The sequence below is a fragment of the Flavobacterium sp. W22_SRS_FP1 genome, assembly GCF_052113685.1.
GTDB lineage: Bacteria > Bacteroidota > Bacteroidia > Flavobacteriales > Flavobacteriaceae > Flavobacterium.
In genome coordinates, this window is the sequence record NZ_JBGQOE010000044.1 from 1 (window position 1) to 13,896 (window position 13,896).

The window sequence follows — 13,896 nt, forward strand, 5'->3', positions numbered from 1 at the left end:
TTGGTAAGATTTAAACAGTTTGCTATACCATCCAAATTGGTGAGTTCATCACAATATTGAACATTCAATTTAGTAAGTTTTGAACAATTGATTAACCCATCAAGATTAGTGAGGTTTCTCATGCCAAGACTGGTATCAAACTCTAAAACTGTTAAATTAGTACAGTTAATTAGTCCTTCTAGATTAGTTATGGCATGTCTATAATATCTATTTTTGTAGAAATCACCATGTTTTAATTCGGTTAAATTTATAAAGTTTGTTAATGAATTTAAATTATCAAAGTGATCTAATTTTAATTTCTTAATGTTTTTTACAATTAGACTAACGTCTAAATTAGCTTTATCCGGTGCAAAATTAATAAGTGTTAAAATGCTATAGTCTAGATAGGGCTGTGTAGGTTTAGTTCCAGAAAAAAACTTGTTTTTAATAATTTCTCCATTTTCATTGATTTTACATCCTTCTAAAAGGTCTTCAAATAAATCAGGCTGGTCTAATGAGCGAATCAGTTCTATACCTATATCAATTTGACCATAATCTCGTTGGTTTAATACCTTTTTTATTTTGCTTAATGCTTTATTGCCCATCTAATATGCTTTTTCTTTGTAATATTATATGTCCCCCCTTGTCATTTATTTATAAATGCACTAGTGCATCAGACCTTTTTTACTACTTATTAATTTTTGGAGTAACATATTCAGCCAGTTTTACTCCTTTAGTTAATTCTGTAAGATAGGATTCTGAAATACCCGAAGTTTTTTCAATATCTTTTTTTGAATATTCACTATTGTTAATTTCTTTTGCGTATTATATTCCAAATAAATGAATCATTGCTACTGCTTCACCTTTTGGGGTATTAGTGTACATTTCTTATAATTTACTACCTAATTCTTTAATATTCATTTTTCCTGTTTTTAAGTTAATTTATTTAATATATTAATTTATTTTTCTCCATAGTATGATTGTAAATGATTTCAATTTTATAAATAATCTATAAGTCCCTTATAGAAATTTGTTAAGTTTATATGATTTAAGGTTTCAATAAAATCATTATCTCCCACGTTAAACAATAATCTATAAACGTTTCTATCATTTCTAATATAAAATTTGTCATAAACAGCATGATTCGCTGGAATTTCAAACACATGTATTTTTTTTGAGCGATTATTGTTTAGTAGTAAGTACAATTTATGTTTTTTTCTAGCACAATTTGGTTCCATAGACCAAATTCCATTTGAATTGATGTTTGACCAATTAGTATTAGTGGAGTTTAAATTTAAATTTAGCTTATTATTTATTTGTTTTATAGCTATATCTTTCGTCATGTTTACTTGTCTTTGTGTTTATTACTTATTATCAAATAACTCTCGTATTAGCTTTGTAAATGTTCACATATATTTTATAAATATAACGAATTTTCACATTTAACTATAGCTCCGTGTCACTTACAATATTTTGTAATGAGGATGAGGCTTCTTTATCTAACAATTCCTCTGCTTTATGCCAGTCTAAACAAGCACTTTGAGTTTGTACAATTAGAAGCTTAGTATTCCCCCTAAGACTATAAGAATCACTATCGTTTGGATTCAAAATTATAGCTTTATCAAAATCAGCTATAGCAGATCCATAATCTTCTGTATCAAATTTAGCCATCATCATGTAGTCTTATTTGCAAAGGTGCTAAAGTATATTTTTTGAGCTAGTAATTTTCTACTTTATCTCCAGTAAATTTGGTAATAACCAAATGTCTTTAATTCGTTTGTCAGTTGCATTTTTTCTTTCAATTAATAATTCATTTTCATCAATTCCAGTTAGCTTCGACACTTTGAAAAGAAAACTATTTATAATTAGTTCCCTCCTTTTTATGGTGGCCGCATAAGTTCCAGTCTCGGGCTTGTTTTCAAATAATTGGTTCAATTCGTTTAAAGAGAGATATTGATTTAAATGTTCCAAAAGATAGATTAACAACTTTTTTTCTTGGTCATCAAATAATAGTATTGGCTTTCTTTTATAAAAAAACATGTTTTTTTTCTGATTGTAAATAATTCCTTTGAAAGGTATAATCGTTTCTTTTAGTTTATTTCTATAGAGATAGACTAATAAAATCAAAACCAATATTAACACTAAAATACCAGATATATATATGGCGTCAAATAAAGGACTAACAAAAACGGATGTAGATATTAATTTACCTTTGAAGTCACTTATTAGGCCTGTGTGAAAAAATTTCTCATTCTCAATTGCATAGACTCCCGAAACTATATCCATTTCCTGATAAGAAGTCAACACATTGGGAAAATAATTGCGTCCATAAGTAAAAACTTTATTAGTCAAATAATCAATTTCTATAAAATTAGTGAGGACAATTTTGCAGTTTTTACACTCGTTACATTCATGACAAATTGGATTTCGATTGTCTTTATTGTATTCAACAATTGTTTTAATGCCTCCATCATTATAATTAGTAAGCAAATTGCTTTTTTTTAATCCATCAGTAAAAATTCCTTTTTGAAATATTTTTTTATTGTCAAAATAGCTAATATAATTCCCATTTAATTTGCCCTCTTTATAGGTTTCTTCATAGCTTTTGTTGGCATTGTCATCATAGTAAACCCATTTACCAGTTTTGTTTCCGTCAGAATAATCCCCTACTGATTTTAAGTTTCCATTTTCAAAATAAGTAGAAGTGTTTCCGTTCTGTTTATCATTGAAATAATTGATTTCAAATTTTATTTTTTTGGAATCATAATAATAAAGCCATTTACCAATTTTGGTTCCGTTTTCAAATTCTCCTTCACATAGTGAGGTTCCATCTTTAGCATACTCAATGTATTTCGAGTAAAACTTTGATTTTGATATTTCTTCAGTATTAATTTCTGAGCAGTAAAACGTTGATTTTACTTCCCCAGACTTATAAAAGGTTTTGAATTCATTTTTATTATTAGACTTATCAATTTCTAAATAGTATTCATAATCATTACTATTTGTCAAATCCCAATTGGAATTATAATATACTTTTTCGGTTTGTGCTTTTCCTGAAATATTAAAAAAAAGGATTAGAATTAAAAATATGCTTTTCATAGTTGCAGATAAGTTAAATATGTTAGAAATGTTGATTGAAACAGCCCCAACACATCATTATAAAATTACTTTTTTGATTTATAACAATAAATTATTTAACCCTTTTATAAATTATCGTTGAATTTCCAGCACCAGTCATAGTGCATTTCAAAGTGTAACTATCAACAAATGTATATTCGGATTCCGTGACCCAATTATTTTCCCTGAAGTTTGATTTTACATATAAATTAGTTTTATTAAAATTGGCCGAAATAAGCTCCAATGGAGTTCCAGAGTTATCACTAAATTCAACCAACTGCATTTCATTATTACAGTCTTTCCAAAACACAAGATGTGTTGAATCCTTGCTATACCAATAGCCTATATAATCATCATTTGTAAATTCAAAAGATGATTTTGCCTTAATATTCCCTGAAACATTGTGAATTTGTGCATCGGAAATAAAACTAAGAAGTATTATGGAGGTGAAAATTAATTTTCTCATAATTAAGAATTTAAGGTTAAAAAATAAAATATAATTAGGTAGGATTACTACAACAACGGTTCTGTGTATTTTGCTTTAAACTGGTAATCTTTAAAATAAAACCTTCATTATCTCTTCATACGTTTTCAATTCCTGTTTATAGATGTGCATTGGAACGTTTTGTTTTGCAGTCGTTTTAGTCAAAAGATCAAAATCAGCTTGTTTAAAATAGGCAAGTTTATTGTCTTTAGTCAAACCCCATAGCACATTATCGTTTTTTGGGTTGTATTTTATTGTTGTTGGGTATCTAAACAAGGTATTGGTGTTTTTTTCAACTAAAACAACATTATTCAGCGCTATAGACACTCCATTTACATCAACAAACAAAGGGTTTATTTCTCCAAATGTTGGAATACTGGTAGGATAATCACAATTAACAAATCCAAAATTATTGATTTCTAATGTTCTGATAATTTTTTCCTGACCATTCAGCTTCTTAACATCCAGAATTCGATATTTATTAATAATAGCATAATAATCAGTCCAGGGCTTTTTAACTAAATCTCTTTGTTTTAATAAATCCCTGTATTTTATTTGATATTGCGTCAAAGCTTCGTTGTATTCTATTCCAGCTTCAAAAGCCAAATAACAATTACACTTATTTACCTTTATTAATTTGCCTATTTTAACAATAGAGATTACTTCATAAACTCCATTTTTAAGAGGTTTAACCCTCATTTCTTGAGCGTCCGAAATAGTGCATTTAGAAACATCAACGGGTTCAAATAATACATTTTTAAACCCTTCAATTTCAGGGAATAATTTGGTATTATCTGCTATTTTAAAAGCCACTACAGTGGCTACTTTGGGTAATGGCGGGATTGGGGCTAATGCGTTCAACTCCTCATCTTCGATTGAAGTACTTATAGCATCTTTTCCTCTCTCAACCCATTCCCCCGCGCTTTTATCCAAATCATATAAATTAAAATCTGTTGATTTTGTCCAACTAAACAAATCAACTTTGATTTTATTTTCAGGATTTACGAATAATTCGTTATTGTTTGACATAGCATTTATCTCAACCATTCCTCCAGATTCGTATACTTTTTCTATTCCCTTATCATTATAATTCATCGGTATTCCAGCCAAATAAAAATCCAATGGGTTATAAAACTCCCTAAAAGAAATTTCTACCTTGTCTATGATAACATTGCCCACTTTATCGAAAAAGGCATTGGAAGGTATGCTGATTTTTGCACCATGAGTAGCATACAAAATATTAGGTTTCGTTGGATCAATTTCAAATTTCTGATACGATATATCTAGCCCCGGAAGTGGTGGATGGTTCATTACGTGGTTATTACCAACAACTAGGGGCTTTGGAGCTGCTTTTTGTCTATTGCAAGAGTAATTCTGAATACTGAGGAGTACAATGACTAAAACACTGACTACGAAAATAATTTTGGTGGAGTTCTTCATAATTAAAAATTAGTTAGTAAATAAAAAGGTTCGCTTTTTTTATAATCATAAAACATTTGCAACTGTTTTGTCGAATAAATAAACTCAATTTAATAAGTAATTTTCAATTCATAAAATGATATTTATAAGGTGTTTATTGAACTTAATTGTGTCAATCAATAAAATTGTATTCTTAAGTAGATTTATATTTTACAAGAAGTTATCTATAATTAAAACATAAATTATATTGACTTATACATATATAAACCCGGTATCGAATTATGATTAATATCGTTAGTCACTTTTGTAAGTTCCCCTGACTTTTCTGTTGGGATTATTACCCAAGAGTTTTTTTTTTGATTCATTTTTTAAAAATGCGATAACACCTTCTCTCTTAGTATCAGCATTGATTCTATATAAGTAATTATTTATCTTAATCCATAGCAGAGCCTGAGGGTTACTACTTTTACCTTTCAAATCTCCTATTGTATTTCCTGATGTTGTAAATAACCATTGTTTTAACAAAGTTATGAGTTGAAATTTTAATGTTAATGGAAATTGCCTCTCCATCTTATCTATGTGATTTCCTATTATTGGCTGCATAATTTTAAAATTAAAATTTATTTAATAATTTCATTTACAAATGGTTTAGCGATATTAGGAATATTATTTGAATTCGAATTATAGCCATATTTTTCCCAACTTGCTAATTGTCCAATGTGTAAAATTATATTATCATGCACATAGTCATGATTGTATTGATATATTCTACCATTACTGAATCTTACAGTAATTAAAATACCCTGACCATACCAATTTTGAGATATTTTAAAACAAGTAGTTTCTTTTTGACCTTCCATATTATTAGTTTTTGATGCAGTTAGAGTTACTTTATTTGTGTTTTTTGGATTAGAAATAATTTTTACTGCTTTCTTAGTTTTAGAATGATGATTATTTTTTATTGAATAATCAATTTTAATGTCTTTTGGTTCTTCAATTGGTATAATAAAATTCTGGCCTTCAACAAAGGCTTTGAAATAGGTTTTATTTGCATCAGTGTAAAAATGATTGTAAAGCCATCATATTACATATTCTATACACTCTTTGTTTTCCCCATAATCAAAAGGCATTGCATACTTTCTCGGCGAGAAAAAAGGAAAATGATTTAAAGGACTTAACAAGCGGAGGCTTCTCCTTTTTAAATCATTTTTATGATCTATTGACTCTCCTAGAGGAGAACACTGAAAAATATGGCAATGTTTCCAACCGTTAGCTGAAAAATCTTTATGCTTTCTTCCTTTGGTTTCTCAAACATTCCCTTGCTTTTCTTCTTTTTTTATAGCAAAAGCAATAGGAAATCTTTGATTTTGAATCAGATTTAGAAAATCTAAATTGGATTGATAATAGGACTCCATAAAAACCCACAGAGCAGGTTCATTATCCGAAACGGTAAATAAATGGTTTTCAAAAGAATAGACACTTCCCCTGTTACTATGGTGCTTAAATTTTCTTAATACGAATAAAGGAGATTCCATTTCAAGATAGGCAACTAAATTAAGGTGGTTTTTAATCATTGTGTCTTGATCTGGAAGTAATTCAGAGAGTTCTAGGTCTAGAAATTCCTTTAAGGTTTTACTCCTTTTAATATTAGGACTTAGATATTTGCTCATATGTTTCTAATTAAACGTTTAAATACAAGATTAATTTTATTCAATAAACCCCTACTTTTTCAACTCATTTTCATCGAATGTAGCATAAAAATCATCATTGGTACTTTCCTCATTACTGATGTCTAAACTGTATTTCACTCTTGATTTAGACTCTTTGATAAACATTCTTTTGATTCCTGCAACATTTTTATCAAAAGACATTGTGTTATGAATATTCATAGTGGCAGCCATTATTTCAACATCATGGTCGGTACCAATATAAGTGAAAGTCCATTTTTGTTGTTTTAATTCATCCACTAGATTCTTAATCGTCAATCCAGTATACTCTTTGGATGCATTTTCTTCCCCATCGGTAAGAATAGTGACCAAGACGCTATAATTATCTTTACCTTCCAAATGCTGTTTTAATTTTGAAATACTAAATCCCATGGCATCATACAATGGAGTCATAGAAGCAGGATTATAAGTACTGTCATTAATGACATTCAATTTATTAACCGGGTCGGCAAAATGAAGAATTTTATTGTTGAAATCATTAAAGGATACCATCGATATTAAATGCTTTTGGTCTGGAAACTGCTCTTCAATTCCTTTTACAGATTGAACTAATTCATTAAAACCACTAATAATTAATGATTTAATAGAGTCCATCGAGCCGCTCTCGTCTAAAATAATTAAATTGTGAACTTGATGTTTGTTTTGCATTTTATATTGGTTTAGATGGTTTAAAAAAATTAAATCTTCTGTATTAAAAAATAAGTAACCTTTATTAAAGTTATACTTCTAATAAATTTTATTATTTGCTTGTAATTTAGCACTCAAAATAAAATTGATGAATTACCTAACAGTTTATACTAGATGCGTTTTGTCAAGTGTCAAATGGCCTTAAATTGATTAAAAATCAATAATAACAATGCCAATAGCTCAATTTTTTGATTTATATTTAAATAAAAACAACAATAGACCCGAATTTTTATTGAAAACTTATTAAAATAATTACAAAAAAACGCAGATAGCATAACTAAATGCGAAAAAATTTCTTCTTAACACTGCAAAATTAATTACCAACTGTATCATTAAAATGATCCAGTTCTAATTACCTTTGTTTTTATATAGAAAATAAATACAAAATGAGTGAAAAACAAGAGCGACGCATAACAATCCTGATAAAACTTTTATCGTCAAAACCATCTTCCCTGAAGGAGATTCTTACGTATTTTAAAGATTATAAAGACATCGAAATTGCCAACATAACATTCAAAAGAGATAAAAAAGAAATGTTGAGTAGAGGGATCAATATTATTTATGAATTAGGAAAATATAAAATATCTGGCTATGTCAGTTCCAAAAAGCAAATGAGACTTCCTGAGGAATACAAACTCGATTTACCTATCCTGTTTAGCATTCTTAATTCTGAAAAGGATTTACGCATTATTGATTGGCTAAAAGAAGAATTAAAAGAAAAATATAATATTGACGAAGAGTATTGGGAGGATGAAACTTATTTTTCAAAAAGCCTGATAGAACAAAATCATGATATCATTTTAGAATTATGTGTTGATATTATTAAATATATGAAAAAAGGAGAAGCTATTGAATTTGAATATCGAAAAGTCGATAATAATGAGCTCAAAAAATATACTATTGCACCTTTACAAATAAGATTACATGAAAATTTGTACTATTTATTTGGTTGTGTCTACAAAAAAAATAGTATTGAATATAGTATTCGGAATTTTAGAGTCGATATGATTGAAAACTTGAAAATATTTCCTGCAAAATCAACACTAAATTCAAATGAGGAAATGAAATATAAGTATAAGGAATTGGCAGAAAGAGTAGATTTAAAGAATTATTTCAAATATTGTATTGGAGTATATAATCCTAACGATAAAGAACCGGTAGTCATTCGAATAAAATTTACAGGATGGGCTTGTACTTATGTTACCAAAAATAGTATCCATCATACTCAAAGCATACCAAAAGGGATTGAAAAAGAAGTAAATATTGATGGTGAGAAAATATTCTGCATTGTCCACATAAAAGTATATGATACAGATGAATTAAAATTTCTTCTGGGTAGATTTAGAAATTATGCTAAACGTTTGAATTAGTTGAAATTAATAATCATTAACGCCGTCCGAAATGACACGGGCGTAACGACCTAATATGCTGCTCGTCTTTAGTAATATATGGACATGCTAAAAATTAAGATTATTTCTTAACTTTCTGTGAGGGCTAAGTTAACATGACCTATAGGCATCTTTTCCAAAAACGGTCGATGATTTATACTTTCATAAAAATAATGAAAAGATATTTCCGATTGAAAAGATGTGCAAAGTATTGCAAGTTGGTCAAAGGAGTTATTATCAATGGAAAAGCCAGTCTGTTTCAGAGAGAAAACAAAGAGCTGAACTTGTTAAATCAAAAATAACTTCCATTTATTTTGACTCGAAACAGAGATACGGAAGTCCAAGAATGACTGCTGAATTGGCTTTTTTAGGCAATAAAACATCAAGGGTTACAGTTGCCAAATATATGAACCAACTCGGTTTACGAAGCAAATTAAGCAAGAAATTCAAGGTGACAACAAATTCCAAGCATAAGTATTTAATAGTTCCCAATGTTTTGAACAGAGAATTTACGGTTACAGAACCGTCAAAAGCTTGGGTGTCGGACATCACCTATATCCGAGTAAAAGAAGGCTTTTTATATTTGACAACCGTTTTAGACCTCTACGATAGAAAAATCATAGGTTGGAGTTTAAGCAGCGGGATGAGTGTAGAGGAAACTTCTTTGGCGGCTTGGAGAATGGCTATTAAAAATCGAAGCATTGTAAGAGGATTGGTATTTCATTCTGACAGAGGTGTTCAATACGCCAGCAAGAAGTTTACCAATGTGATTGATTCCTATAAAATGATCACAAGAAGTATGAGCAGAAAAGGGAATTGTTGGGATAATGCGGTAGCTGAGAGCTTTTTTAAAACTTTAAAAACGGAACAGATTTATGGCAATAAGCTTATATCAAAAGAGCAAATGGAACTCGATATATTCGAATTTATTGAAATCTGGTACAACAGAAAAAGAAGGCATTCCGCTTTAGATTACAAAACAATAGAAGAATTCTGGAAACAGAAAAATAATTTTAAAAATGTTGCTTAACTAATACTGCGGCTTTTATTTGCATATCCACTGTTTCGTTTTAATATTATCTATATCAATATTTAAATTTTAGCCTAAACCTGAGATACATAAATCATAAAAATCTTTATCTATTTTACCCTCTTTAAGTAATTTATTTAATGCATATGCCATGGCAGGATCAACACTTAAATTATTTTTTTTATAATATTCATATATTTTTTGAAAAAATTCTCCAATCTCAAATTCTTGAGCACCAGCATTAATTAAACCAGCTTTTATCATATGCTCAGAATTATTTTCCATCATTAATTGCATAAGCTCCATGGTTATATCAAGACCTTTTTGCATGATTTTTTCTTCAATAACCTCACCATCTTCTTTAAGGTAAATATGCACCCCTTCTATCATTCCATCTACATACGTTGTTCTTGTCTCTAAATTACCTGAAGGATAATATTGTTCTCTCATTCCATGATGTTGACCATTTTTAAAAGTAACTATTATATTTTTACTTCCATCTTCATAAAATTCATTACTTATCCCATGATGTTGACCATTTTTAAAATTATATTCCTGTCTAATGTTTCCATTATCAAAATATTCTTTCATACTTCCATGAGGAGCTCCATGCTTATAGTTTTGGTCTTTAAAAATATTGCCACTTGGATACCATTCTTTACAATTCCCTTGCGGGTTACCCTCTGCATCTAATGTGGCTTGTGTTTTTAATTTACCATTATCATGATATAGTTTTACATCTTTTGTTTGAACTTTCTCTTGAATTTCTATTGAAGCGTCCCAAGAACTTATATCTTGGTTAAAAGCAGTAGCTCCAAAAAACATATACTTCATATTAGTCACATTACTCAAATCCCAAGAACTTATATCTTGGTGAAAGGCAGTAGCTTTCGAAAACATAGAATTCATATCAGTCACATTACTCACATCCCAAGAACTTATATCTTGGTTAAAAGCAGTAGCTCCAAAAAACATATACCTCATATTAGTCACATTACTCACATCCCAAGAACTTATATCTTGGTTAAAAGCAGTAGCTTTCGAAAACATAGAATTCATTTCAGTCACATTACTCACATCCCAAGAACTTATATCTGGGTTAAAAGCAGTAGCTCCTAGAAACATAGCATGCATCGTTGTTACATAACTTACATTCCAATTACCAATTGCGGAATTAAATTTATGAGCGTTTAAAAAAAGTTTTGACATGTCAGTTACTTCAGAAGTATTCCATTGAGATATATGGTCATACTTTTTTGCAGCTGAAGCCTCATCACTGCACCATTCATTTACGGCGATTCTTATTGTTTCATTATTGAATTTTAATTGTGAATTGTCTTTTTTTAAAAAATCAAATAGTCCCATTTTTATTATTTTTTATTTAAAATTATCAAATAGTTCACTTATTTAGTTTGTAGTTTTTACCTAGAATTTATAATTTTTCGCTAGAGGTATATAATATCTTTTTTTACAAAACTCCATTAATATTTTACAATCTTGAATTGTTGGTTTAAGTCTCTATCAACAAATCTCATAGTTAGCTTATTCAAAGTAATCTGTCAACCAATTTAATTTAATTATAATTATGTCCTATTTTCTTTAACCATTTATCATAATAAGGCCTATCATTATTCTCTTTCTTTTCATACCACTCAGAACACAGCCAATATTTAGCTCCTAAAATTTCGACAGTATCTTTCCAGTATCTTTCCGGTTTTTCTGAATCTGAACGTATTACCTTTTTTAGAAGTGGATATTGTATATCAAAAGTTGTTTTACAATATTCAGCATTTTGAAGTTTTGTTAATTCAGTAGCATCAATCTTTGCTAGATTTTTCTTGAAAGTTTCTTGAACATATTTTCCTATTTTTTGTTTGCTTGGTTTAATAGCTTCATCTTTTGTCATGGCGGGTATTTGATGTTTAGCTATTTTTAAATTTGAGATGTTATTTAATTTACTCCTTTCACTACTATTAGATATATATTTATATGTCTTTTGAGGTGTTTTAGTATAACTATAAGTTCCTTTTATTTTATATGAATCACTTGAAGCTACATTATTAAACGTATCATAAAACTCTTGCTTAGACATCGTAGACGCTTCATTTGTACTAGTAATAAAAATAGTAAACTTATCTCTCTCACTTAATTGCTCGATAACTTTTTTCCTAAATTCAAGTCTTGCTGCCTCATAATAGTTAGCGATACTAACCATAGGGGACTCTTTTGCCTTAATCGCTGTAGCAGGTACATTATCATATTCTCTATGGCAGGATTTACATAGAATTTTTATAGTTTCTTTTATTGGATTGTGAGCTACTATAAACTCTTGTTCAAAAAAATGAAGGCTAATTTCAATAATTCCGTTACTTTCAAACTTGGAGATAATTCTATCAATAATATCCTTTCTATCATTCCCTTTTACATGTGCTGCTTCAAGTTGGTGGTCACTTGTTCCACAGTGTTCACATTTACCGATAGATTTTTTATGTGATTTGGTAATGGTTTGTACAAGGTTTCTTCCATATCCACTAAAATATTTATTAAATTCTTTCTTTGAACCAATAAACAATGGTTCATACTCTGCTTGTTTTTTTTCGAGAATAGATTTCAAATTTGGTGATTTTTTAAATAATTTAAACATTTTAAAATTAGTTTATTGATTTACATTAGTTAATAGAATTAATCTAATTTTTTGTTGAAGATTTCAATTACTGAAAACTATGGTGATATAAGAAAAGCTTAAAATGTTAAAGTCCGATTATTAGGGGGTTAGACCACCAATCCTTTTTCAATTTCTCATAATCAATTTCTTGATTTATTTCTATAGATTCAAAGTTGTTATAATATTCAAAAAATTTGAAATTATCAATAAAATCCTCATTTGATAATGCGACACTTATAAGTCCTACTATTTTAATAAGATCAAAACCTTTATCCCAATTTTCATCATAATTATACCATTCAATGTCTGAGAAATCATTAGATGTAGAAAGTCCTATAAAGTATTCTGAATAATTATAGTAAGGTAAACTTACATCAAAATAAGGTTCATAATAACGCCTAACTTTCAAAAATAAATTTATAATCTATATCTCTAACCTCATCAGAAACAGCAAATTCAATATCATTTTCAAAGCCTTTATGCATAATGTCTATTATTAAATTTCTTTCAGTTACTAAAAATTGATCACTTATACTAACTTCTTCGACTTCTCCTATTAGTCCCATTTCACTAGTTACTTGAACATCACATTCATTTTCAAGATACTCCATTAATTCATATAGGGCATCCGCTTCGTAATCTTCGTAATCTTCGTAATCTTTAACTTGCTCAACAAACTCTTTTATTTTACTAAAAAACCAACTTACATTCAATTCTTGTACCACACCAGAATAAAAAAACGACCCAAAAAAAGGCTTGTTGACATCATGTGTATATCCAAGTTGGATATCGAAATCACTAAAATTATCTTTATTAACCCAATCAATAATATCGTCATATTTGGATTTTGTATATCCATCTTTTAACTGATATCCACCTGAAAACATTTCATAAATTATGATGTATATTTTTTTAATTTTATTAGTTTCAAATTCTTGAATTAATTGTCCTAAGTTTTTCATTTTTGATATGTTATTTTCACTAGGCTCAGCAAATAACCCACCCATAACAGTCACATTACTCACATCCCAAGAACTTATATCTTGGTTAAAAGCAGTAGCTCGAAAAAACATAGAATTCATATCAGTCACATTACTAACATCCCAAGAACTTATATCTTGGTTAAAAGCAGTAGCTTTCGAAAACATAGAATTCATAACAGTCACATTACTCACATCCCAAGAACTTATATCTTGATTGAATGAACTTGCCGACCGAAACATTCTCTTGATACCTATAACGTTGGAAACATCCCAATTTCCAATATTTTGATTGAATGAACTCGCTCCAGCAAACATTTCTTCCATATTAGTAACATTAGATACATCCCAATTTCCAATATTTTGATTGAATGAACTCGCTCCAGCAAACATTTCTTCCATATTAGTAACATTAGATAC

The 13,896-nt window shown here is 28.9% G+C and carries 17 protein-coding genes; 2 read left to right on the forward strand and 15 right to left on the reverse strand.

Going from position 1 to position 13,896, the window contains the following annotated elements; genetic code table 11:
* The 11 genes from ACEN2H_RS15015 to ACEN2H_RS15065 form a co-directional block, all read right to left on the reverse strand.
* Positions 1-584: hypothetical protein (locus tag ACEN2H_RS15015; RefSeq protein WP_441733758.1), on the reverse strand; the 584-nt coding region annotated here is incomplete at its 3' end.
* An 82-nt stretch (positions 585-666) separates the two neighbouring features.
* Positions 667-792 carry an HTH-like domain-containing protein gene (locus ACEN2H_RS15020; RefSeq protein WP_441733787.1) on the reverse strand — a complete coding sequence of 42 codons (126 nt, stop codon included), beginning with the start codon at positions 790-792 and terminating at the stop codon, positions 667-669.
* A 185-nt stretch (positions 793-977) separates the two neighbouring features.
* Positions 978-1,322, reverse strand: a complete 345-nt coding sequence (locus tag ACEN2H_RS15025; protein ID WP_441733760.1) for a hypothetical protein — start codon at positions 1,320-1,322, stop codon at positions 978-980.
* Positions 1,323-1,425: 103 nt separating this feature from the next.
* Positions 1,426-1,656, reverse strand: a complete 231-nt coding sequence (locus ACEN2H_RS15030) for a hypothetical protein (protein WP_441733761.1) — start codon at positions 1,654-1,656, stop codon at positions 1,426-1,428.
* 51 nt (positions 1,657-1,707) lie between these two features.
* On the reverse strand, positions 1,708-3,078 hold the full coding sequence (locus ACEN2H_RS15035) for a toxin-antitoxin system YwqK family antitoxin (RefSeq protein WP_441733763.1): 1,371 nt from the start codon (positions 3,076-3,078) through the stop codon (positions 1,708-1,710).
* Positions 3,079-3,169: 91 nt separating this feature from the next.
* On the reverse strand, positions 3,170-3,562 hold the full coding sequence (locus ACEN2H_RS15040; protein WP_441733765.1) for a hypothetical protein: 393 nt from the start codon (positions 3,560-3,562) through the stop codon (positions 3,170-3,172).
* A gap of 90 nt (positions 3,563-3,652) precedes the next feature.
* Positions 3,653-5,020: a hypothetical protein gene (locus ACEN2H_RS15045; RefSeq protein ID WP_441733767.1), complete on the reverse strand. Its 1,368-nt coding sequence runs from the start codon at positions 5,018-5,020 to the stop codon at positions 3,653-3,655.
* A gap of 273 nt (positions 5,021-5,293) precedes the next feature.
* Positions 5,294-5,602: a hypothetical protein gene (locus tag ACEN2H_RS15050; protein WP_441733769.1), complete on the reverse strand. Its 309-nt coding sequence runs from the start codon at positions 5,600-5,602 to the stop codon at positions 5,294-5,296.
* A gap of 17 nt (positions 5,603-5,619) precedes the next feature.
* Positions 5,620-5,859 (reverse strand): hypothetical protein, encoded by a 240-nt coding sequence (locus ACEN2H_RS15055; protein WP_441733770.1) that lies wholly within the window; start codon positions 5,857-5,859, stop codon positions 5,620-5,622.
* Between the two features lie 447 nt (positions 5,860-6,306).
* A complete protein-coding gene (locus ACEN2H_RS15060; protein WP_441733772.1) occupies positions 6,307-6,669 on the reverse strand; it encodes a hypothetical protein in 363 nt (120 codons plus the stop codon).
* A gap of 51 nt (positions 6,670-6,720) precedes the next feature.
* Positions 6,721-7,374 carry a hypothetical protein gene (locus tag ACEN2H_RS15065; protein WP_441733774.1) on the reverse strand — a complete coding sequence of 218 codons (654 nt, stop codon included), beginning with the start codon at positions 7,372-7,374 and terminating at the stop codon, positions 6,721-6,723.
* A gap of 425 nt (positions 7,375-7,799) precedes the next feature.
* Between ACEN2H_RS15065 and ACEN2H_RS15070 the strand changes: the two genes are divergently transcribed.
* Both ACEN2H_RS15070 and ACEN2H_RS15075 read left to right on the forward strand, forming a co-directional pair.
* Positions 7,800-8,783 carry a helix-turn-helix transcriptional regulator gene (locus ACEN2H_RS15070; RefSeq protein ID WP_441733776.1) on the forward strand — a complete coding sequence of 328 codons (984 nt, stop codon included), beginning with the start codon at positions 7,800-7,802 and terminating at the stop codon, positions 8,781-8,783.
* Positions 8,784-9,000: 217 nt separating this feature from the next.
* Positions 9,001-9,831, forward strand: a complete 831-nt coding sequence (locus ACEN2H_RS15075) for an IS3 family transposase (protein ID WP_441733778.1) — start codon at positions 9,001-9,003, stop codon at positions 9,829-9,831.
* Positions 9,832-9,900: 69 nt separating this feature from the next.
* Here the strand turns inward: ACEN2H_RS15075 and ACEN2H_RS15080 are convergent, their stop codons facing one another.
* The 4 genes from ACEN2H_RS15080 to ACEN2H_RS15095 all read right to left on the reverse strand — a co-directional run.
* Positions 9,901-11,196 carry a BspA family leucine-rich repeat surface protein gene (locus tag ACEN2H_RS15080; protein ID WP_441733780.1) on the reverse strand — a complete coding sequence of 432 codons (1,296 nt, stop codon included), beginning with the start codon at positions 11,194-11,196 and terminating at the stop codon, positions 9,901-9,903.
* A gap of 208 nt (positions 11,197-11,404) precedes the next feature.
* Positions 11,405-12,475, reverse strand: a complete 1,071-nt coding sequence (locus ACEN2H_RS15085; protein ID WP_441733782.1) for a hypothetical protein — start codon at positions 12,473-12,475, stop codon at positions 11,405-11,407.
* Between the two features lie 106 nt (positions 12,476-12,581).
* Positions 12,582-12,905: a hypothetical protein gene (locus ACEN2H_RS15090; RefSeq protein WP_441733784.1), complete on the reverse strand. Its 324-nt coding sequence runs from the start codon at positions 12,903-12,905 to the stop codon at positions 12,582-12,584.
* The coding region (locus ACEN2H_RS15095) for a BspA family leucine-rich repeat surface protein (RefSeq protein ID WP_441733785.1) at positions 12,895-13,896 on the reverse strand (1,002 nt) is incomplete at its 5' end. The genes ACEN2H_RS15095 and ACEN2H_RS15090, both read right to left, overlap by 11 nt.

Excerpts from the sequence above, each read along its gene's own strand:
- ACEN2H_RS15025 (WP_441733760.1), bottom strand. The coding sequence starts at position 1,322 with ATGACGAAAGATATAGCTATAAAACAAATAAATAATAAGCTAAATTTA.
- ACEN2H_RS15030 (WP_441733761.1), bottom strand. The coding sequence starts at position 1,656 with ATGATGATGGCTAAATTTGATACAGAAGATTATGGATCTGCTATAGCT.
- ACEN2H_RS15035 (WP_441733763.1), bottom strand. The coding sequence starts at position 3,078 with ATGAAAAGCATATTTTTAATTCTAATCCTTTTTTTTAATATTTCAGGA.
- ACEN2H_RS15040 (WP_441733765.1), bottom strand. The coding sequence starts at position 3,562 with ATGAGAAAATTAATTTTCACCTCCATAATACTTCTTAGTTTTATTTCC.
- ACEN2H_RS15045 (WP_441733767.1), bottom strand. The coding sequence starts at position 5,020 with ATGAAGAACTCCACCAAAATTATTTTCGTAGTCAGTGTTTTAGTCATT.
- ACEN2H_RS15050 (WP_441733769.1), bottom strand. The coding sequence starts at position 5,602 with ATGCAGCCAATAATAGGAAATCACATAGATAAGATGGAGAGGCAATTT.
- ACEN2H_RS15055 (WP_441733770.1), bottom strand. The coding sequence starts at position 5,859 with ATGGAAGGTCAAAAAGAAACTACTTGTTTTAAAATATCTCAAAATTGG.
- ACEN2H_RS15060 (WP_441733772.1), bottom strand. The coding sequence starts at position 6,669 with ATGAGCAAATATCTAAGTCCTAATATTAAAAGGAGTAAAACCTTAAAG.
- ACEN2H_RS15065 (WP_441733774.1), bottom strand. The coding sequence starts at position 7,374 with ATGCAAAACAAACATCAAGTTCACAATTTAATTATTTTAGACGAGAGC.
- ACEN2H_RS15070 (WP_441733776.1), top strand. The coding sequence starts at position 7,800 with ATGAGTGAAAAACAAGAGCGACGCATAACAATCCTGATAAAACTTTTA.
- ACEN2H_RS15075 (WP_441733778.1), top strand. The coding sequence starts at position 9,001 with ATGTGCAAAGTATTGCAAGTTGGTCAAAGGAGTTATTATCAATGGAAA.
- ACEN2H_RS15080 (WP_441733780.1), bottom strand. The coding sequence starts at position 11,196 with ATGGGACTATTTGATTTTTTAAAAAAAGACAATTCACAATTAAAATTC.
- ACEN2H_RS15085 (WP_441733782.1), bottom strand. The coding sequence starts at position 12,475 with ATGTTTAAATTATTTAAAAAATCACCAAATTTGAAATCTATTCTCGAA.